The 18,424-nt window shown below is 68.6% G+C and carries 16 protein-coding genes; 9 read left to right on the forward strand and 7 right to left on the reverse strand.

The window, feature by feature from the left end:
- Positions 1–11: 11 nt before the first annotated feature.
- Together JJB11_RS09160 and JJB11_RS09165 are read left to right on the forward strand one after the other, a co-directional pair.
- Positions 12–3,452, forward strand: coding sequence for an ATP-binding protein (locus JJB11_RS09160; RefSeq protein ID WP_201964717.1), 3,441 nt, complete (start codon positions 12–14; stop codon positions 3,450–3,452).
- The gene (locus tag JJB11_RS09165) at positions 3,452–4,399 is read left to right on the forward strand and encodes a response regulator transcription factor (RefSeq protein ID WP_201168786.1); all 948 of its coding nucleotides are present in this window, start codon (positions 3,452–3,454) and stop codon (positions 4,397–4,399) included. The genes JJB11_RS09160 and JJB11_RS09165 overlap by 1 nt, the downstream gene beginning before the upstream one ends.
- Before the next feature lie 168 nt (positions 4,400–4,567).
- Here JJB11_RS09165 and JJB11_RS09170 read toward each other — a convergent pair whose 3' ends face one another.
- Positions 4,568–5,056, reverse strand: a complete 489-nt coding sequence (locus JJB11_RS09170) for a hypothetical protein (RefSeq protein ID WP_201168788.1) — start codon at positions 5,054–5,056, stop codon at positions 4,568–4,570.
- 126 nt (positions 5,057–5,182) lie between these two features.
- Here JJB11_RS09170 and JJB11_RS09175 point away from each other — a divergent pair, with 126 nt between their 5' ends.
- Positions 5,183–5,713 (forward strand): hypothetical protein, encoded by a 531-nt coding sequence (locus tag JJB11_RS09175; RefSeq protein WP_201168793.1) that lies wholly within the window; start codon positions 5,183–5,185, stop codon positions 5,711–5,713.
- 22 nt (positions 5,714–5,735) lie between these two features.
- Here JJB11_RS09175 and JJB11_RS09180 read toward each other — a convergent pair whose 3' ends face one another.
- Together JJB11_RS09180 and JJB11_RS09185 are read right to left on the reverse strand one after the other, a co-directional pair.
- A complete protein-coding gene (locus JJB11_RS09180; protein ID WP_201168803.1) occupies positions 5,736–6,743 on the reverse strand; it encodes a 4-hydroxythreonine-4-phosphate dehydrogenase PdxA in 1,008 nt (335 codons plus the stop codon).
- On the reverse strand, positions 6,740–7,681 hold the full coding sequence (locus JJB11_RS09185) for a Bug family tripartite tricarboxylate transporter substrate binding protein (RefSeq protein WP_377371023.1): 942 nt from the start codon (positions 7,679–7,681) through the stop codon (positions 6,740–6,742). Before JJB11_RS09185 ends, JJB11_RS09180 begins: the two co-directional genes overlap by 4 nt.
- A 163-nt stretch (positions 7,682–7,844) precedes the next feature.
- Between JJB11_RS09185 and JJB11_RS09190 the strand changes: the two genes are divergently transcribed.
- On the forward strand, positions 7,845–8,795 hold the full coding sequence (locus JJB11_RS09190; protein ID WP_201168805.1) for a LysR family transcriptional regulator: 951 nt from the start codon (positions 7,845–7,847) through the stop codon (positions 8,793–8,795).
- 266 nt (positions 8,796–9,061) lie between these two features.
- Here the strand turns inward: JJB11_RS09190 and JJB11_RS09195 are convergent, their stop codons facing one another.
- Complete coding sequence (locus tag JJB11_RS09195) at positions 9,062–10,429, reverse strand: dicarboxylate/amino acid:cation symporter (RefSeq protein WP_201168807.1); 1,368 nt, start codon at positions 10,427–10,429, stop codon at positions 9,062–9,064.
- An 88-nt stretch (positions 10,430–10,517) separates the two neighbouring features.
- Complete coding sequence (locus JJB11_RS09200) at positions 10,518–11,135, reverse strand: hemerythrin domain-containing protein (RefSeq protein ID WP_201168809.1); 618 nt, start codon at positions 11,133–11,135, stop codon at positions 10,518–10,520.
- A gap of 197 nt (positions 11,136–11,332) precedes the next feature.
- On the opposite strand from JJB11_RS09200, the gene urtA reads away from it, so the two are divergent.
- The 5 genes from urtA to urtE all read left to right on the forward strand — a co-directional run bounded on the left by urtA (position 11,333) and on the right by urtE (position 17,295).
- On the forward strand, positions 11,333–12,607 hold the full coding sequence (gene urtA, locus JJB11_RS09205; RefSeq protein WP_201168811.1) for an urea ABC transporter substrate-binding protein: 1,275 nt from the start codon (positions 11,333–11,335) through the stop codon (positions 12,605–12,607).
- Positions 12,608–12,753: 146 nt separating this feature from the next.
- Positions 12,754–14,322 (forward strand): urea ABC transporter permease subunit UrtB, encoded by a 1,569-nt coding sequence (gene urtB / locus JJB11_RS09210; RefSeq protein WP_201168813.1) that lies wholly within the window; start codon positions 12,754–12,756, stop codon positions 14,320–14,322.
- 173 nt (positions 14,323–14,495) lie between these two features.
- Positions 14,496–15,584, forward strand: a complete 1,089-nt coding sequence (gene urtC, locus JJB11_RS09215; RefSeq protein ID WP_201964719.1) for an urea ABC transporter permease subunit UrtC — start codon at positions 14,496–14,498, stop codon at positions 15,582–15,584.
- Positions 15,581–16,456 (forward strand): urea ABC transporter ATP-binding protein UrtD, encoded by an 876-nt coding sequence (gene urtD, locus JJB11_RS09220; RefSeq protein WP_201168819.1) that lies wholly within the window; start codon positions 15,581–15,583, stop codon positions 16,454–16,456. The genes urtC and urtD overlap by 4 nt, the downstream gene beginning before the upstream one ends.
- Positions 16,457–16,602: 146 nt before the next feature.
- Positions 16,603–17,295, forward strand: coding sequence for an urea ABC transporter ATP-binding subunit UrtE (gene urtE, locus JJB11_RS09225; protein ID WP_201168824.1), 693 nt, complete (start codon positions 16,603–16,605; stop codon positions 17,293–17,295).
- 201 nt (positions 17,296–17,496) lie between these two features.
- Here urtE and JJB11_RS09230 read toward each other — a convergent pair whose 3' ends face one another.
- Positions 17,497–17,772, reverse strand: coding sequence for a hypothetical protein (locus JJB11_RS09230; protein WP_201168826.1), 276 nt, complete (start codon positions 17,770–17,772; stop codon positions 17,497–17,499).
- A 108-nt stretch (positions 17,773–17,880) separates the two neighbouring features.
- Entirely contained in the window at positions 17,881–18,378 is a 498-nt protein-coding gene (locus tag JJB11_RS09235) for a hypothetical protein (protein WP_201168829.1), read from the reverse strand.
- Positions 18,379–18,424 lie beyond the last annotated feature (46 nt).

Here is an 18,424-nt window from a genome sequence, read left to right on the forward strand (position 1 = left end):
ACTGGTCCGGTGTGAGCCGGACCATCCCCATCCTTCCCGCCGATCTCGCGGAGGCGCCGCAGCGCGTGGTGAAGGTGCGCCGCGACTACAACAACTGGGTGGCGAGCGAGACCATGGAGGACTACGCGCTGCGCTACACGCCGCAGCGCTTCCGCAAGTGGTCCACCTGGAGGGTGGCGAACACCGCCTTCGGCGCCGCGTCCTTCCTCATCCTCGAAGCAGTGGGCGCGACGCTGCTGGTGCAGTACGGCTTCGTCAACGCCTTCTGGGCCATCCTGGCCACCGGCCTCATCATCTTCCTCGCGGGCCTGCCGATCAGCATCTACGCGGCGCGCTACGGCGTGGACATGGACCTGCTCACGCGCGGCGCCGGCTTCGGCTACATCGGCTCCACGCTCACCTCCCTGATCTACGCGTCCTTCACCTTCATCTTCTTCGCGCTGGAGGCGGCGGTGATGGCGTATGCGCTGGACCTGGCGCTGGGCATCCCGCCCACCTGGGGCTACCTGATTTGCGCGCTGGTCGTGATCCCGCTCGTGACCCACGGCGTGTCGACCATCAGCCGCCTGCAGATCTGGACGCAACCCCTGTGGCTGGTGATGCTGGTGGTGCCTTTCGGCTACGTGCTCGCGCGCGATCCTGGTGCCTTCGCCGGCATCGTGCACTACGCCGGTGAGAAGGCGCAGGCCGACGGGTTCGATGTGCACTTGTTCGGTGCGGCGCTCACGGTGGGCATCGCGTTGATCACGCAGATGGGCGAGCAGGCCGACTACCTGCGTTTCATGCCGGCGCGCAGCGCCACCAACGGCCGCGCGTGGTGGACCGGCGTGCTCGTGGGCGGCCCGGGGTGGGTCGTGCTGGGCGTGGTCAAGATGCTGGGCGGCGCCGCGCTGGCCTATCTCGCGATCCAGCACATGGTCCCGGTGGACCGTGCGGTCGATCCCAACCAGATGTACCTCGCGGCGTACGAGTACGTGTTCCCGCGCTACGGCTGGGCGGTTGTTGCCACCGCCGTGTTCGTCGTCGTGTCGCAGCTGAAGATCAACGTCACGAACGCCTACGCCGGTTCGCTCGCGTGGTCCAACTTCTTCTCGCGGCTCACGCACAGCCATCCGGGGCGCGTCGTGTGGGTCGTGTTCAACACGCTGATCGCCTTCATGCTGATGGAGATGAACGTGTTCCAGGCGCTGGGCGACGTGCTGGGCCTGTACTCCAACATCGCCATCGCCTGGATCATGGCCGTGGTCGCGGACCTCGTGGTGAACAAGCCGCTGGGCCTGTCGCCGCGCGGCATCGAGTTCAAGCGCGCGTACCTGTACGACATCAACCCGGTCGGCGTGGGCTCGATGGCCCTGGCTTCCACGCTCGCCATAGCCGCCTACCTCGGTGTCTTCGGCCGCACGGCGCAGGCTTTCTCGGCGTTGATCGCGATGAGCGTGGCGTTCGTGTCCGCACCGGTGATTGCGTGGGCCACCGGCGGCCGCTACGCCATCGCGCGCCAGCCGGAGGGCCGCTACGAGCGGACCACCACGCGGCGCTGCGTGATCTGCGAGCGCAGCTACGAAGGGCCTGATCTCGCGCACTGCCCTGCGTACCAGGGCCCCATCTGTTCCCTGTGCTGCACGCTCGACGCGCGCTGCGGCGACCTGTGCAAGCCGCAGGCGAGCCTGTCGGCGCAGTGGTCGGCGACGCTGCGCGCGCTGCTGCCCCGGCGCGTGTGGCCTTACCTGGACACGGGGCTCGGGCACTTCCTGCTGCTGATGCTGGTGATCGCGCCCTTGCTGGGCGCGCTGTTCGGGCTGCTGTACCACCAGGAGATGCAGTCGCAGGACCACATGGCGGTCGAAGCCTTGCGGGCGACCTTCCTCAAGGCCTACCTCGCGCTGCTGCTGGTCGCGGGCTTCGTCGCCTGGTGGCTGGTGCTTGCGCACAAGACGCGGCAGGTCGCCCAGGAGGAATCGAACCGCCAGACGCACCTGCTGATGCGCGAGATCGACTCGCACCGCCAGACCGACCAGGCGCTGCAGCAGGCGCGCCAGGTCGCGGACCAGGCGCGCGACGCGGCGGAGCAGGCGAACCAGGCCAAGAGCCGCTACATCAGTGCGATCAGCCACGAGCTGCGCACGCCCCTGAACAGCATCCTGGGATATGCGCAGTTGATGGGCGAGGACGCGGCCATCCCCTCGCATCGCAAGCACGCAGTCCACGTGATCCGCCGCGGCGGCGAGCACCTGCTGTCCCTCATCGAGGGCACGCTCGATATCGCCCGCATCGAGTCGGGCAAGCTCACGCTGAACGTGAGGCCCACGCGCTTCGCCGACTTCGTGCACGAACTCGCCAGCCTGTTCGAGGTGCAGGCTGCGGCCAAGGGGCTCGCCTTCCGCTTCGAGGTGGAAGGCACGCTGCCGGAGGTCGTGCGCGCGGACGAGAAGCGCGTGCGGCAGATCCTGATCAACCTGCTGGGCAACGCGATCAAGTTCACGGCGCAAGGACAGGTGCTGTTCCGCGTGCGCCATGCGCGCGAGATGGCGGTGGTGGAGGTGGAGGACACGGGACCGGGCCTCAGCGCGCAGGAGCTCAAGGACATCTTCGAGCCCTTCGCGCGCGGCAACAGCGCGGCCCACTCCGCGCCCGGCGCGGGCCTGGGGCTCACCATCGCGAAGATGCTGACCGACCTCATGGGAGGCGAGCTCACCGCCACCAGCACGCCGGGACGCGGCTCGGTGTTCCGCGTGCGCCTGTTCCTGCCCGAGGTGCACCAGGCGCTCGTGCCCGTGCAGGAGCAGCGCCAGCCACCCCGCGGCTACGAAGGACCGCGCCGCCGCATCCTGGTGGTGGACAACGAGGAGGCCGACCGCGAACTGCTGGTGGCCTTGCTGGAGCCGCTCGGCTTCGAGCTGCGCAGCGCGGCGAGCGGCCACGATGCGCTCGACCTGCTGGCTGCGGGACTGCAACCCGATGCCGTCCTGATGGACCTGGCCATGCCGGGCATCGACGGCTGGGAGACCATCCGCAGGCTGCGCCGCCTGCCGCAGTTCCGGGCGAAGGTGGCCGTGGTGTCGGCCAATGCGTTCGACAAGGGGCTCGACAACGACGCCGGCATTCCGCCCGAGGACTTCATCCTCAAGCCGGTGCGGCATACCGAGCTGCTCGCCTGGCTGGAGCGGCAACTGGGCCTGCGCTGGCGCTACGACGCCAGTGCGCCGGCGCCGACCCCAGCACAGCCTGCGCTCACCGGCGCGTGGCCGCGCGCCGAGCTGCTGCCGCCGCTGCACGACGCGGTGCAGCTCGGTTACTACCGGGGCATCCTGAACCAGCTGGAGGCGATCGACGCGGCGCAGCCCGAGTGCGCCGGCTTCACGCGCGAGATGCGCGAGCTGGCACGCCAGTTCCAGTTCGACGCCATCGTGCAGGTGCTCGCACGGGCGCGGCCGCAAGGAGCCATGCCGTGATGAAGAACGGCCTCGAACGCGGCGACAGCGACGTGGTGCTGGTGGTCGACGACGTGCCCGACAACCTCTCGGTGCTGCACGACGCGCTCGACGAATCGGGTTACACGGTGCTGGTCGCCACCAGCGGCGAGGCGGCGCTGCAGCGGGCCGCGCAGGCGCTGCCGGACATCGTGCTGCTGGACGCGATGATGCCTGGGCTGGACGGCTTCGAGGTCGCGCGCAGGCTGAAGGCGCAGGCGCAGACGGCGCACATTCCCATCATCTTCATGACGGGGCTCACCGAGACCGAGCACCTGGTCGCGGCGCTGGAAGCCGGCGGCGTCGACTACGTGACCAAGCCGATCAAGCCGCGCGAGGTGCTGGCGCGCATGGGCGTGCACCTGCAGGGCGCGCGGCTCGCGCGGCAGACGCGCAATGCGCTGGATGCCTTCGGCTACGCCAGCATCGCCGTGCGCGCGAGCGACGGCCGCCTGCTGTGGCAGACGCCGCTGGCGCGCCAGCTGCTGGAGACCTACTTCGGCACCAGCGCGCCGGCAACGCCGGCGCCCATCCTGCAGTGGCTGCGCCGCCATCTCGCCGATGCCGAGCGCCAGATCGAGCCGCCGCGCCTGAGCGCCGAACTGGGCGCGCGGCGCCTGTCCATCCGGCTGCACCAGCAGACCGGCGACGACGACTGGCTGATCGTGATGCGCGAGGTGTCGGACGCGGCGATCATCGAATCGATGTCGCTCGCGTTCAAGCTCACGGCGCGGGAAGCCGAAGTGCTCTACTGGGTGATGAAGGGCAAGATCAATCGCGACATCGCGGACATCCTCGGCGCCAGCCCGGCGACGGTGAAGAAGCACCTGGAGCGCATCTTCGCCAAGCTCGGGGTCGAGACGCGCACGTCGGCCGCGGGCATGGCGATGAACCGCATCCGGCAGTTGCATCCGCACTTCGAAGGCTAGGCGCCGGCCTGCTTCGCCGCGCAGGCAAACAGTTTGTAGGCTGGTGGTGAGCGCAGCGAACCCCAGCTTGCTTCGCGACGCCGAGAGCTGGGGTTCGCTTTCGCTCACCGCCAGCCTACGTGCACGCCAGCCTGCGAGCACGCCAGCCTGTGTGCGCTGGATGGGTCGTTAAGCGCCGACCACCACCTTGGGTCCGCTCTCCAGCCCCGCGACTTCGACCAGACCGCGCAGCACGGACTCGGTCGCGGCGATCAGCGTCGGGTGCCGGTCCTGGCCGATGACGGTGCACTCGTGCACGATCAGGTCCCGATAGCGCACGGCCACCTGGAAGAAGTCCCAGGCTTCCTCGCCGAAGGTCGCCTCCGGACGGCCGCCGCCGCGCAGCGCCAGCGCTTCTTCCACCAGTTGCACCGGGCCGGTGGCGCGGAACTGCCGGTGCCGCATCTCCGCCGTGCTGGCCGGCCGGCCCGGCGCGTGCACGACCAGCGAGCGGGCGAGCGCTTCGACCCCGGACACCACGGTCACGAGGCGGGTGGAGCCCATCTCGTTGTGCGCCGCCGCCAGCCGCTGCTTGATGGCGCGCAGGCGCGCGGCCGGCGTGGCCGTCGCGTACCCGCGTTGCAGTTGCTCGGGGTGCTCCAGGAGATCCGCATTCATGGGGGCAGTGTAGGGAGGGCGCCGTCACGCTGCTGCGGATTCCGCACGTTTCGTTGCGTTGATACAAGCGGGTGTCGCGGCGCGCTGACATCCGGGTCGACCTGGAGTACCGTTACCATGCGCTCCGTGGGATCCTTCTACACGCAGGTGCTGGTTCGCGGCGCCGACGAACACCGTTGCGCCGAAATCATGCGCGCCCTGCGCCGGGCGAGCTATGTGATCCCGCCGCGCAACGGCATCACGGTCGTATGCGACCGCCAGAGCGAGGCGCAGGACCTGGAGGTCCTGGACAGCGTCGCGGCCACGCTCAGCGCCCGCCTGCACGCCGACACGACCGCCGTCCTGAACCACGACGACCACTGGCTGGTGTTCCGGCATTTCCGCAAGGGCGCGTTCGCGGGCGGGCTGCAGGTGGGCCGCTCGCCGCTGTCGCTGCGCGGCTCGATCGCGCGGCTGCGCGAAACGGTCAATCCGCGCGCGCCCAGCCTGCCGCTGTACCTCGCGCTGCTGCGTCCGCGCCGCTTCCAGATCCGCCGCCACGCCGACCTGATCGCGGCGCTCGGCGCGCCGGAGCGCAGCCTGGGCGTGGGCTACAACTACATCGCCAGCAACGACGTGCCCGGTTTCTTCAACCGGGCGGGCATCCTGGAGACCTGAGGCCCGCCGCGCGCAGGCGCGCTCAGCCCCGCGCCCGCGCGGCCATGCGCACGCACAGGTCGAAGGCGTGCTGCAGCCCTTCGATGCGTGCGATGCCCTGGCCGGCGATGTCGAAGGCGCTGCCGCTCGCGGACGTGGCGACCGGAACCGGCAGGCCGCCGTGCAGGGTCACGCCGCGCTCGAATCCCATCAGCTTCATCGCGATCTGGCCCTGGTCGTGGTACATCGAGACCACGGCGTCGAAGTCGCCGCGCCGTGCCGCGATGAACACGGTGTCGGGCGACCACGGGCCGCTCGCATCGATCCCGTCGCCGCGCAGGCGAGTGACCGCCGGCCCGATGATCTCGATCTCCTCGCTGCCGATCGAGCCGTTGTCGCCGGCATGCGGATTCAGCCCCGACACCGCGATGCGCGGCCGCGCGACGCCCGCGCGGCGCAGCGCCTGGTCGATGATGTGCACCGCCGCGGCGACCGCTTCCGGCGTGATCAGCGCCGCCACTTCGCGCAGCGGCACGTGCGAGGTCACGCGGGAGGTCCAGAGCTGGTCCGTGATGTTGAACTCGCAGGTGAAGCCGCGCACGCCGAACAGCGTCTGCATGTAGCGCAGCTCGTCCTCCTCCTCCATCCCGGCCAGGCGCAGCGAATGCTTGTTCAGCGGCGCGAACACGATGCCCTGCACCTCGCCGGCGGCGGCCAGCGCCGTGGCGCGCGACAGCGCATCGAGTACGGCGGCGCCGGCTGCGACGCTGCACGAGCCCAGGGCCGCCGTGCCGCCCTGCGGCTCCGGCAGCACCAGTTGCGTGACCTTGCCCGGCTCGAAGTGCAGCGGGTCACCGGGCCGGATGCGCACGACCTCGAGCGCCTGCTTGGCGATCCGCTCGCCGCCCGCCAGCACGGAGGGCGCGGCGAGCAGCAGCAGTTGCGCGGACCGGCGGTTCGCTTCCCGCGCGAGCAGCTTGACGCCCATCTCCGGGCCCACGCCGGCGGGGTCGCCCAGCAGCACCGCGATGCGCGGAAGGTTCGCGTTCATAGTCCGTCTGCCTTGATGTTGGCGTCCCGCACCAGCTTGCGGAAGCGCTCGTACTCCTGCCGGTTCATCTCGGCGAACTGCTCGCCCGTGAGCGTGCCGACCTCGCCGCCCAGGCCCTTGATGCGCGCCTGGACGTCGGGCAGCTTGAGCACGCGCGTCAGTTCGGCGGCCAGCGCGTCGGTGGCGGCTTTCGGGCTGCCCGCGGTCACGTACAGGCCGTACCAGGTCTGCACGTCCGCGCCCTTGACGCCGGCTTCGGCCATCGTGGGCACGTCGGGCAGTTCGGCCGCGCGGCGGTCCGACATCACCGCGAGCGCGCGGAACTTGCCGTTGCGGATCTGGCCCATCGCCGACGAAGTCGAGTCGAACATCATCGTGACCTCGCCGCCGATGATGTCGATGTGCGCCTGCGAGCTGCCCTTGTAGGGCACGTGGATCGCCTTGGTGCCGGTGGCGAGCGAGAAGGCCTCGCCCGCGATGTGCTGCGTGCTGCCGACGCCGGACGACGCGTACTTCAGGTGACCGGGGCTGGCCTGCATCGCGGCGACCAGGTCCTGCACGGATCGATAGGGCGAGGCGGCCGAGACCACCAGCACGTTGGGCATCACCGCCACCAGCCCGACCGGCTGCAGGTCCTTGAGCGGGTCGAACTTCAGCTTCAGCAGGTGCGGCGCGATCGCCTGGCCGGTGTTGGTGGCGAGCAGCAGCGTGGTGCCGTCCGGCGCTGCGTGCGCTGCGAGGTCCGCGGCGATGGTGTTGGAGGCGCCCGGGCGGTTCTCCACCACCACGGACTGCTTGAAATCCGGCGCGAACTTGTCCGCCAGCATGCGCGCCAGGATGTCGGTGCCGCCGCCGGGCGAGGCACCCACCATGATGCGCAAGGGCTTGTCGGGCCAGGCGGCCTGTGCGTGCGCAGTGCCCGCTGCGACGAGGCCCATGCCGATGCCGGCCAGGGTAAGCGCGAAAGCGCGCCGGTGAACCATGCTCATGTCGTCTCCACCCGCGGGTCGAAACGCCCGCGCTGGCGCAGGGTAAGCGGTGCAGCCATGCCCGGCCAATGAAATTCCGGGAAGGAGCCATGCACTTTCGTATATTCCACCCATGGCCAAGGCCCTTTCCGATATCGCGCTGCTGATGCGGCTGCGCACGCGCCAGATGCTGCTGCTGGAAGCGCTGGGGCGCGAGCGCAACCTGGGGCGCGCCGCGGCGGCGCTGGGCATGAGCCAACCGGCGGCGACCAAGCTGCTGCAGCAGGCCGAGGAAACGCTCGGGGTGCCGCTGTTCACGCGGCTGGCGCGCGGCATGGAGCCCACCGCCACGGGCGAAGTGCTGGTGCGCTTCGCACGCCAGGCGCTGGTGGACTTCGGCGTGGCGCGCGAGCAGATGGCGGCGCTGCGCTCGGGGTTGCGTGGCAAGCTGCGACTGGGCACGGTGCCCGGCGCGCTGCCGCAGTTGTTGGCGCCCGCGCTGGCGGCGTACAAGAAGCTGCATCCGCGCGTGGCCGTCTCGGTGCTGGTGGAGACCAGCGACGTCATGCTGGACCTGCTGGCACGCGGCGACGTCGACCTGGTGCTGGGCCGGCCGACCGAGGGGCACTACGAGGACGAACTGGACATCCGCCCGCTGCTGGCCGAACCGCAGGTCGTGGTCCTGCGCGGCGGCCATCCCCTGCTGAAGAAGGCGAAGACGAAACTGGAGGACCTGGTGCGCTGGCCCTGGGTGCTGCAGCCGCCCGGCTCGCCGCAGCGCAGCCGCTTCGAGGCGGCCTTGCGCACGGCCGGCGTGCACGCGCGCCTGGACATCACCGAGACCGCATCGACCGTGGCTACCACCGCGCTGCTCGAAGCGAGCGACATGGCGGCCATCATGCCGGCCTCGCTCGCAGCGCACTATGCGCGCCTGGGCGTCCTGCGCGTGCTGGACCTGCAACTGCCGTTGCAGGTCCCTTCGATCCACCTCATCACGCGCAAGCAGCGCGAACTGACGCCCGCGGCCGCGAGCTTCGTGCAGGTGCTGCTGCAGTCGGCGCCGTCCGGGCCGGATGGGAAGTGAAGGCGGACAGCCGGACGCCACGGCGGCGTGGGCTTGAGGTGCACTGGTGGCAGAACGAGCAGGAGAACGCAGAGTGCGCAAAGGTTACGCAGAGGACGCAGAGAAAACCAGAAAAGGATGTTCCTCTGCGCTCTCTGCGTAACCTTTGCGTCCTCTGCGTTCTATTTCCTCGATGAGCCCGAAGGTTTCAGAGCGGCACCAGCCGCCCCGGGTCCAGCAGGTTCTGCGGATCCAGCGCCTTCTCCAGCGCGCGATGTCCGTTGCCTCTAGCGAACCCGCTCGCCTTCCCCGTCCATGTGCACCTCCTTCGCCTCGTGCACGACCTCCGGTTCGTCGGTCTCGATGTCCGTCGGATGATCCAGCCTCGCCTGCATCTGCGCGACGTCGAGGTCGCCGGTCCACTTCGCCACAACCAGCGTGGCCACGCCGTTGCCGATCAGGTTGGTGAGCGCGCGCGCTTCGGACATGAAGCGGTCGATGCCCAGGATCAGCGCCAGTCCTGCGACCGGCACATGGCCCACGGCGGAGAGCGTGGCAGCGAGCACGATGAACCCGCTGCCGGTGACGCCCGCCGCGCCCTTGGAGGTCAGCACCAGCACCGCCAGCAGCGTGATCTCCTGCAGGAAGGTCATGGGCGTGTTGGTCGCCTGCGCGATGAAGACCGCTGCCATCGTGAGATAGATGGAGGTGCCATCCAGGTTGAACGAGTAGCCCGTGGGGATCACCAGGCCGACCGTCGTGCGCTTCGCGCCGAGGTTTTCCATCTTCTCCATCATGCGTGGCAGCACGGACTCGGAGGAGGAGGTGCCCAGCACGATCAGCAGTTCCTCCTTGATGTACTTGATCAGCTTCCACACCGAGAAGCCGTGCAAGCGCGCGATCAACCCGAGCACGCCGAAGATGAAGATCAGGCAGGTGAGGTAGAAGGCGCCCATCAGCTTGCCCAGCGAGAACAGCGACCCGAGGCCGTACTTGCCGATGGTGAACGCCATGGCGCCGAACGCGCCGATCGGCGCGACCCGCATGATGAAGCCGACCATCGTGAAGAGCACGTGCGAGGTCTTCTCGATCCAGTCGAACACCAGCGTGCCGCGTCCGCCGAACCGGTGCAGCGCGAAGCCGAACAGCACCGCGACCAGCAGCACCTGCAGGATGTCGCCCTTGGCGAAGGCATCGAACACCGTGTTGGGGATGATGTTCAGCAGGAAGTCGGTGGTCGTCCCCAGCTTGCCGGGCTCCGCATAGGCGGCGATGCTCTTGGTGTCCAAGGTCGCCGGATTGGCGTTCATGCCTGCCCCCGGCTGCAGCACGTTCACCAGCAACAGCCCGATCAGCAGCGCGATCGAACTCACCACCTCGAAGTAGAGCAGGGCCAGGCCGCCGGTCTTGCCCACCTTCTTCATGTCCTCCATGCCGGCGATGCCGGTCACGACGGTGCAGAAGATGATGGGCGCGATCATCATCTTGATCAGCTTGATGAAGCCGTCACCCAGGGGCTTCATCGCCGCGCCGAGCTGCGGGTCGACGGTGCCCAGGACCACGCCGAGCGCGACCGCGAACAGCACCTGCAAGTAGAGAGACCGATACAGCGGCCGGCGCGCTGGCGCGGCGGCGGAAACGATGGGTGTGCTCATGGCGAGATCCCCCGGCTGTGGAGACATGCATTCTGGAACGTCCACGCGCCGCTGGGGCGACCGGCGGGCAGCGCCGTGCGCCCCGACCTCAGCTGCCCAGTCGGCTGGAGCGGCTGCGCGCGGCGCTGAGGCGGTCGGCCGTGCGGTGGCGGGTGAGCAGGTGCGCGCCCGCGAGCGCGGCGCTGCCGGCGGCGAGCATGGCGCCGAGGCTGAGCGAGCGGGCCACGCTGCCCGCGATCTCGGGCGCCCGCGGGCCGGCCAACTCCAGGCGCCGCCGCGACATTTCCGCACCCAGCGCGCCCAGTTGCTCGGGCAGCAGGCGTTCGGCGGCGGGCAGCAGCAGTGTCTCCTCGTCGGCCACGTGATGCATCACGTGCCGCATCAGGGCGAAGAAGGTGTCATTGAACACCGGGTCGTCCACCGGCATATAGCGCAGCCGCGCAATCAGCCCGCGCATCTCGTCGTGCTCGGGCGTGGCCTTGCGCAGGATCTCGCTGTCCGCCACCGCGCGCAGCGCCGGGTAGAAGATTTCTTCCTCCAGCTGCGCGTGGATCTCGATCGCGAGGCACACGTGGTCCACCAGCCCGCGCTTGACGCGCGCCGACGAACCGATCTCGTACTGGTGGAAGGCCGTCAGCACGTGCGTGTGGTCCATCCGGATCTGGTTGGTGACGCTGGGCGACAACTGGGACAGCATGGAAGCCATGGGCGAATCCTTGGGTTTGCCCTGCCGATTGGGCCGCGCAGCGCGGCCACGCCCTGTCGGACGCGCTCGCCGCTGCCTGTCGGCGCCCCGGCGGCTTCGCACTCGCTGCCGTGCCGTACGCCATGTGTCGTATGGCCCGGGCGGGATGCGCTCCCTAGCATGAGCCTGTCCCTTCCCACTCACCACACGGAGCCCGCATGCAACGTCGCTTTATCCTCCAGGCCCTCACTGCCGCCGTCGCGCTGGCCAGCGTCGGCCTGCCCGCCTTCGCTGCCGACGACACGATCAAGGTCGGCGTCCTGCACAGCCTGTCCGGCACCATGGCCATCTCGGAGAGCGTCCTGAAGGACACGGTCCTGATGGCGATCGACGACATCAACGCCAAGGGCGGCGTGCTCGGCAAGAAGCTCGAGCCCGTGGTGGTCGACCCGGCTTCCAACTGGCCGCTGTTCGCCGAGAAGACCAAGCAGCTGCTGACGCAGGACAAGGTGGCCGTCATCTTCGGCTGCTGGACCTCGGTGTCGCGCAAGTCCGTGCTGCCGGTGGTCGAGGAACTGAACGGCCTGCTGTTCTACCCGGTGCAGTACGAAGGCGAGGAGCTGTCCAAGAACGTGTTCTACACGGGCGCGGCGCCGAACCAGCAGGCGATCCCGGCCGTGGAATACCTGATGTCCAAGGACGGCGGCGGCGCCAAGCGCTTCGTGCTGCTGGGCACCGACTACGTGTACCCGCGCACGACCAACAAGATCCTGCGCTCCTTCCTGCACTCCAAGGGCGTGGCCGACGCGGACATCATGGAGGAGTACACGCCCTTCGGCCACAGCGACTACCAGACCATCATCGCCAAGATCAAGAAGTTCTCCAGCGAGGGCAAGAAGACGGCGGTGATCTCCACCATCAACGGCGACTCCAACGTGCCCTTCTACAAGGAGCTGGGCAACGCGGGCCTCAAGGCCAGGGACGTGCCGGTGGTGGCCTTCTCCGTCGGCGAGGAAGAACTGCGCGGCGTCGACACCAAGCCGCTGGTGGGCCACCTGGCCGCCTGGAACTACTTCATGTCCATCAAGAACCCGACCAACGCGGCGTTCATCAAGGAGTGGAGCGCGTACGCCAAGGCCAAGAACATTCCCGGCCACAAGGACAAGCCGCTGACCAACGACCCGATGGAAGCGACCTGGATCGGCGTGCACATGTGGGCCCAGGCGGTGGAGAAGGCCAAGTCCACCGACACCGACAAGGTGATCGCCGCGATGGCCGGCCAGACCTTCAAGGCGCCCTCCGGCTTCACGGCGGAGATGGACCCCAAGAACCACCACCTGCACAAGCCGGTGTTCATCGGCGAAGTGAAGTCCGACGGCCAGTTCAACGTCGTGTGGAAGACCCCGGGCCCGATCAAGGCCAAGCCCTGGTCTCCTTACATCGAAGGCAACGACAAGAAGAAGGACGAGCCGGACGGCAAGACGAAGCTCTGACCTTCTTCCTCCCTCCCCCCTCCGGGGGGAGGTTCGGGGTGGGGCATGTCCGGGGCGCCCCCACCCCAGCCCTCCCCCAGAGGGGGAGGGAGCAAGACCAGGGCACTGCAGCGTGGGCAGCGTGCTGCCCACCCTCCAGGTTCCTCATGATCCACAGACTGTTCCTCCTGCTCGCACTACTCGCGGCCGGCGCCGCGCACGCGCTCACTCCCGAAGAAGCCAGGGGCATCGCCATCGGCGAGACCGACGACCGCATCGCGGCGCTCGGAAAGGCCGTGGCGCATGCCGACGAGAAGACCGCCGCGTTCATCCAGGCGCTGGCCGACGAGGCGGTGAAGACCGCGACCGGCAAGCCCTACGTCGTGCACGACGGCAAGGCGACCGACCCGGTCACCGGCGCGGAAACGAAGCTGCCCGACGACGCCGAGGACGTGGTGAGCAACAACCGCATGCGCGGCGAGCTGGATACCGCCATCGCCGCCCTCAAGCTCTTTTCCCCCGACGCGAAGCTGCGTGCCGCCGCCGTCGCCGAGCTGCAGAAGGATCCGGACGAATCGCGGCTGCCGCTGATCGAGAAGGCCTACGCCGCCGAACACGACGCCGCGATCAAGGAGCAGCTCGGATTGGTGCGCGCCGCGGCCTTGCTCTCGTCGTCCGACCCGGCCAGGCGGCTGGACGCGGCGCGCCTGCTGGCGGAGAGCCACAGCACCGCGACCCGCAGCCTGCTGCTGCAGCGGCTGAAGGACGAAGCGGACCCTGGCGTGAAGAGCGCGCTGCAGGCCTCGCTGCGCCAGGTGGAAGCCTCGCTCGCCTGGAGCGAGCGCGCCGCCGCCGTGTTCTCCGGCATCAGCCTGGGTTCGATCCTGCTGCTCGTCGCCCTGGGGCTGGCGATCACCTACGGCCTCATGGGCGTCATCAACATGGCGCACGGCGAGCTGATGATGATCGGCGCCTACGCGACCTACGTGGTGCAGGGGCTGTTCCGGAAATACCTGCCCGGCGCCTTCGACTGGTACCTGCTGGCCGCCGTGCCTGCCTCCTTCCTCGCCTCCGCCGCCATGGGTGCGATCCTTGAGCGCGGCGTCATCCGATTCCTGTACGGCCGGCCGCTGGAGACGCTGCTGGCCACCTGGGGCATCAGCCTGATGCTGCAGCAGCTGGTGCGCTCGGTGTTCGGTGCGCAGAACGTCGGTGTCGAGAACCCGAGCTGGATGAGCGGCGGCCTCGTCATGGGCAACCTGCAGCTGCCCTGGAACCGCATCATCATCGTCGCCTTCGCGTTCGCCGTGCTCGCGGGCATGGCGCTGCTGGTCTCGCGCACGCGCCTGGGCCTGTTCGTGCGCGGTGTCACGCAGAACCGGCCCATCGCCTCCTGCATGGGCGTGAACACGGCGCGCGTGGATACCTACGCCTTCGCGCTCGGCTCCGGCATCGCGGGCCTCGCGGGCTGCGCGCTCAGCCAGATCGGCAACGTGGGCCCCGACCTCGGCCAGGCCTACATCGTCGATTCGTTCATGGTGGTCGTGCTCGGTGGCGTCGGCCAGCTGGCCGGCACGGTGTACGCGGCACTGGGCCTGGGCATCCTGAACAAGTTCATCGAGGGCTGGGCGGGCGCGGTGCTGGCGAAGATCGCCGTGCTGGTGTTCATCGTCGTCTTCATCCAGAAGCGGCCGCAAGGCCTGTTCGCGGTCAAGGGCAGGAGTGCGGAAGCATGAGCGCGGTGTTGCCTCCTGATGGTTTGGTGGACAGGAAGGAACCCGCATCCCTTGGGGCAGGGCCTCTGGAACCCTCCCCCTCTGGGGGAGGGCAGGGTGGGGGCGCTTCGGCGCTCGCTGCGGGCGGGAGCGCCCCCACCCCAACCCTCCCCCAGAGGGGGAGAGAGGAAGTCGTGCTCCCGAAGCGCGCGTCCCTGCTCACCAGGACCGGCTGGACCGCTTTCCTCCTCGCCCTGCTCGCCGTCTGCGCGCTCGCTCCGGTGCTCAATCTCGTCGTGCCCGCGGCGAGCCCGTTCCACATGAGCGACTACGCGGTGGCACTCGTCGGCAAGATCATGTGCTACGCGATCTGCGCGCTGGCCATGGACCTGATCTGGGGCTACACGGGCATCCTGTCGCTCGGGCACGGCCTGTTCTTCGCGCTCGGCGGCTATGCGATGGGCATGTACCTGATGCGGCAGATCGGCCGCGACGGCAACTACCACAGCGACCTGCCGGACTTCATGGTGTTCCTGGACTGGAAGGCGCTGCCCTGGCACTGGACCTTCTCCGACAGCTTCCTCGCCACCTGCATCCTGATCGTCGCGGTGCCGGCGCTGGTCGCCTTCGTGTTCGGCTACTTCGCCTTCCGCTCGCGCATCAAGGGCGTGTATTTCTCGATCATCACGCAGGCCCTCACCTTCGCGGCCATGCTGCTGTTCTTCCGCAACGAGACCGGCTTCGGCGGCAACAACGGCTTCACCGACTTCAAGCGCATCGTGGGCATCGCGATCGCGACGCCGCAGACGCGCATGACGCTCTTCGTCGCGACCGGCGTCGTGCTGCTGGCCTTCTTCCTGCTGGCGCGCTTCCTGGTCGCCAGCAAGTTCGGTCGCGTGCTGCAGGCGATCCGCGATGCCGAGTCGCGCGTCATGTTCTGCGGCTACTCGCCGGTCGGCTACAAGCTCGCGATCTGGACACTCAGCGCCGTGATGTGCGGCGTCGCCGGCGCGCTCTACGTGCCGCAGGTCGGCATCATCAATCCCGGCGAGATGAGCCCGGCCAACTCGATCGAGATCGCGATCTGGGCCGCGGTCGGCGGCCGCGCCACGCTGGTGGGCCCCATCGTCGGCGCCTTCATCGTGAACGGCGCCAAGAGCTGGCTCACGGTGACGGCGCCGGAGTTCTGGCTGTACTTCCTGGGCGGCCTGTTCATCGCGGTCACGCTGTTCCTGCCGGAAGGCGTCGTCGGCCTGGTGAAGAAGCTGGGGAAGAAGGCATGACGCCGGAGCTGATGGAAGAAGGCGCGCGGCGCGTGTCCGCCTATGCGGCGCTGGCCGCGCGCGACAAGACCGAGTCGGGCGGACGCGCCGCCGCGGGCGGCCGGCCCGTGGTGCCCGGCGAAGTGGACGTGGCGCACGGTCGCATCCTGTACCTGGACGACGTGAGCGTGAGCTTCGACGGCTTTCGCGCCATCAACAAGCTCTCGCTGGACATCGCGCCCGGCGAGCTGCGCTGCATCATCGGCCCCAACGGCGCGGGCAAGACCACGATGATGGACATCATCACGGGCAAGACCCGGCCGGACGCGGGCAGCGTCTTCTTCGGCAGCACGATCGACCTGCTGCGCTACAAGGAAGCCGAGATCGCCGGGATGGGCATCGGCCGCAAGTTCCAGAAGCCCACGGTGTTCGAGCAGCTCACGGTGTTCGAGAACCTGGAGCTGGCGCTGAAGACCGACAAGCGCGTGCCGGCGTCGGTCTTCTTCCAGGCCTCCTCGGAGGACCGCGACCGCCTCGCGCAGGTGCTGCGCACGATCCACCTCGCCGACAGCGTGAACCGCCAAGCCGGCAACCTGAGCCACGGCCAGAAGCAGTGGCTGGAGATCGGGATGCTGCTGATGCAGGACCCGAAGCTGCTGCTGCTCGACGAGCCGGTCGCCGGCATGACCGACGAAGAAACCGAACGCACGGCCGAACTGTTCCTGTCGCTCAAGGGCAAGCACTCGCTGATGGTGGTGGAGCACGACATGAGCTTCATCCAGGCCATCTCCGAGAAAGTCACCGTGCTGCACGAAGGCTCCGTGCTCGCGGAGGGCACGCTGCAGCAGGTACAGGGCGATGAGCGCGTGATCGAGGTGTACCTCGGGCGTTGAACGAGCAAGGGAACGCAGAGTGCGCAGAGGTTACGCAGAGGACGCAGAAGAAACCATGAAAGGATGTTCCTCTGCGTCCTCTGCGAAACCTTTGCGTCCTCTGCGTTCTCCTGCCCCATCACCGCCCAAGCTTCACAAGGCCACCCATGCTGACCATCAAGAACATCAACCAGTACTATGGCGGCTCGCACATCCTGCGGGACGTGAGCCTCGAGGCGAAGACCGGTGAGGTGACGGTGATCCTCGGGCGCAATGGCGTGGGCAAGACGACCTTGCTCAAGTCGCTGATGGGGCTCGTCCCGATCAAGGACGGCAGCATCGCCCTGGAAGGCCAGGCGATCCAGGGGCTCACACCTTACCAGCGAGCCCGCGCAGGCATCGGGTTCGTGCCGCAAGGCCGCGAGATCTTCGCGCGGCTGTCGGTGGAGGAGAACCTGCGCATGAGCCTCGCGACGCAGCCGGCGGGCACGCCCATTCCCGCGGAACTGTTCGAGCTCTTTCCCGTGCTGAAGCAGATGCTGCACCGGCGCGGCGGCGATCTCTCCGGCGGACAGCAGCAGCAGCTCGCCATTGCGCGCGCGCTCGCTGCGAAGCCCAGGCTCCTCGTGCTGGACGAGCCGACCGAAGGCATCCAGCCCAGCATCATCAAGGACATCGGCCGCGTGATCCGCATGCTGGCCGACCGCGGCAGCATGGCCATCCTGCTGGTGGAGCAGTACTACGACTTCGCGCAGGAGCTCGCGGATGCGTATGCGGTGATGCAGCGCGGCGAGGTCATCGCGCGCGGCCGCGGCAAGGACATGGAAGCGGACGGCGTGCGGCAGCTGGTGGCCATCTGAGCCCCGACGGCGGCTTCCTACCGCAGCAAGCTCCTCCGCCCGTCATGGCCGGCGAGGGGACTCCCCTAAGGTGGAGGCAGTTGTTCACCAAGGGAGAAAACCATGCCTGTCATCCTCTGGCTCCTGGGCGTTCCGCTCGTTGTCGTGGTCCTGCTGATGCTGTTCCACGTCATCTGAGGCGCCGCAGCCAACCCGGCCCGATCAGGCCTTGCGCGGCGACTGCTGCACGGGCCGATCGGGCTTTTCCTTGACCTCGCGCAGCTGTTCGACGTTGCGCCCCGCCACGTCACCCTCGTTGCCCGCCTCGGCCTCCGGCAGCGCGTCGGCTCCCTGTTCGACGTCACCGCGGTTCGTGTAGGGCTGCCGGCCCTCGCCGCCGTCCCAGCTCACCTCGTTGCGGTAGCCATGCCTGGCCTCGCCGTCGCCCTGCGCCTCGCCGGGTCCCTTCTTGCGTCCTTCGTCTTTCGTCGTGTCCATGTGCGTTCTCCATCAAAGCGAAACGACCCGCCCGAGCTTCGCAGCTCGCGCGGGTCGTCGCGGTAGGACGAGCGCCAGTCCGCAGCGGCGGCTGGCGGAAGAGGCCGTTCAGTTCGCCGGCACCAGGATCAGCGGGTTGTCGGTCTTGGGTTCGATGATCACGGAGTCCTTGCCGGGTGGCAGCACCACGGTCTCGGACTCGCGCACCAGGCCGCCGCCGGCGACGGAGCCCTGCACGTTGCCGTAACCCAGCACACGCGCTTCGCAGGCCGCCTTGTCCTCGCCGGACTGGAACACCTCGCAGCGATTCATCGCGTTCGCCTCCAGGTTGTTGCCCTGGGTCTCGAGCACGCCGCGCTGCTTGTCGGCGCGGGCATTGCGCGCTTCCTTCAGGCAGGTGTCACGGTCTTGCTGGGTCTTGCCGCTCATGCAAGCCTGCACTTCCGACTGGTAGTTGCCGCTGCTGTCGATAGCCGACGCACCGGGGAACGCCGCGTCGCTGGTACCTGCAGCGAAGGCGACCTGCGCGGTGGCGGCACCGACGGCCAGCAAGGCGGCGGCGCCGAAGGACATCAGGCTCGTGAGCGACCGGTCCGTCTTGATCATGATCTGGCTCCTTGGAATCCGTTGAACTGGGATCAGTGTGGGCGAG

It is taken from the genome of Ramlibacter ginsenosidimutans, from assembly GCF_016654015.1.
In the GTDB taxonomy this organism is placed as follows: domain Bacteria; phylum Pseudomonadota; class Gammaproteobacteria; order Burkholderiales; family Burkholderiaceae_C; genus Ramlibacter; species Ramlibacter ginsenosidimutans.

Coding starts and splice junctions, on each gene's coding strand:
- JJB11_RS09230 (WP_201168826.1), bottom strand. CDS start 17,772: ATGGACACGACGAAAGACGAAGGACGCAAGAAGGGACCCGGCGAGGCG.
- urtE (WP_201168824.1), top strand. CDS start 16,603: ATGCTGACCATCAAGAACATCAACCAGTACTATGGCGGCTCGCACATC.
- urtD (WP_201168819.1), top strand. CDS start 15,581: ATGACGCCGGAGCTGATGGAAGAAGGCGCGCGGCGCGTGTCCGCCTAT.
- JJB11_RS09170 (WP_201168788.1), bottom strand. CDS start 5,056: ATGAATGCGGATCTCCTGGAGCACCCCGAGCAACTGCAACGCGGGTAC.
- JJB11_RS09195 (WP_201168807.1), bottom strand. CDS start 10,429: ATGAGCACACCCATCGTTTCCGCCGCCGCGCCAGCGCGCCGGCCGCTG.
- JJB11_RS09185 (WP_377371023.1), bottom strand. CDS start 7,681: ATGGGCCTCGTCGCAGCGGGCACTGCGCACGCACAGGCCGCCTGGCCC.
- JJB11_RS09235 (WP_201168829.1), bottom strand. CDS start 18,378: ATGATCAAGACGGACCGGTCGCTCACGAGCCTGATGTCCTTCGGCGCC.
- JJB11_RS09190 (WP_201168805.1), top strand. CDS start 7,845: ATGGCCAAGGCCCTTTCCGATATCGCGCTGCTGATGCGGCTGCGCACG.
- urtA (WP_201168811.1), top strand. CDS start 11,333: ATGCAACGTCGCTTTATCCTCCAGGCCCTCACTGCCGCCGTCGCGCTG.
- JJB11_RS09180 (WP_201168803.1), bottom strand. CDS start 6,743: ATGAACGCGAACCTTCCGCGCATCGCGGTGCTGCTGGGCGACCCCGCC.
- JJB11_RS09200 (WP_201168809.1), bottom strand. CDS start 11,135: ATGGCTTCCATGCTGTCCCAGTTGTCGCCCAGCGTCACCAACCAGATC.
- JJB11_RS09165 (WP_201168786.1), top strand. CDS start 3,452: ATGAAGAACGGCCTCGAACGCGGCGACAGCGACGTGGTGCTGGTGGTC.
- urtB (WP_201168813.1), top strand. CDS start 12,754: ATGATCCACAGACTGTTCCTCCTGCTCGCACTACTCGCGGCCGGCGCC.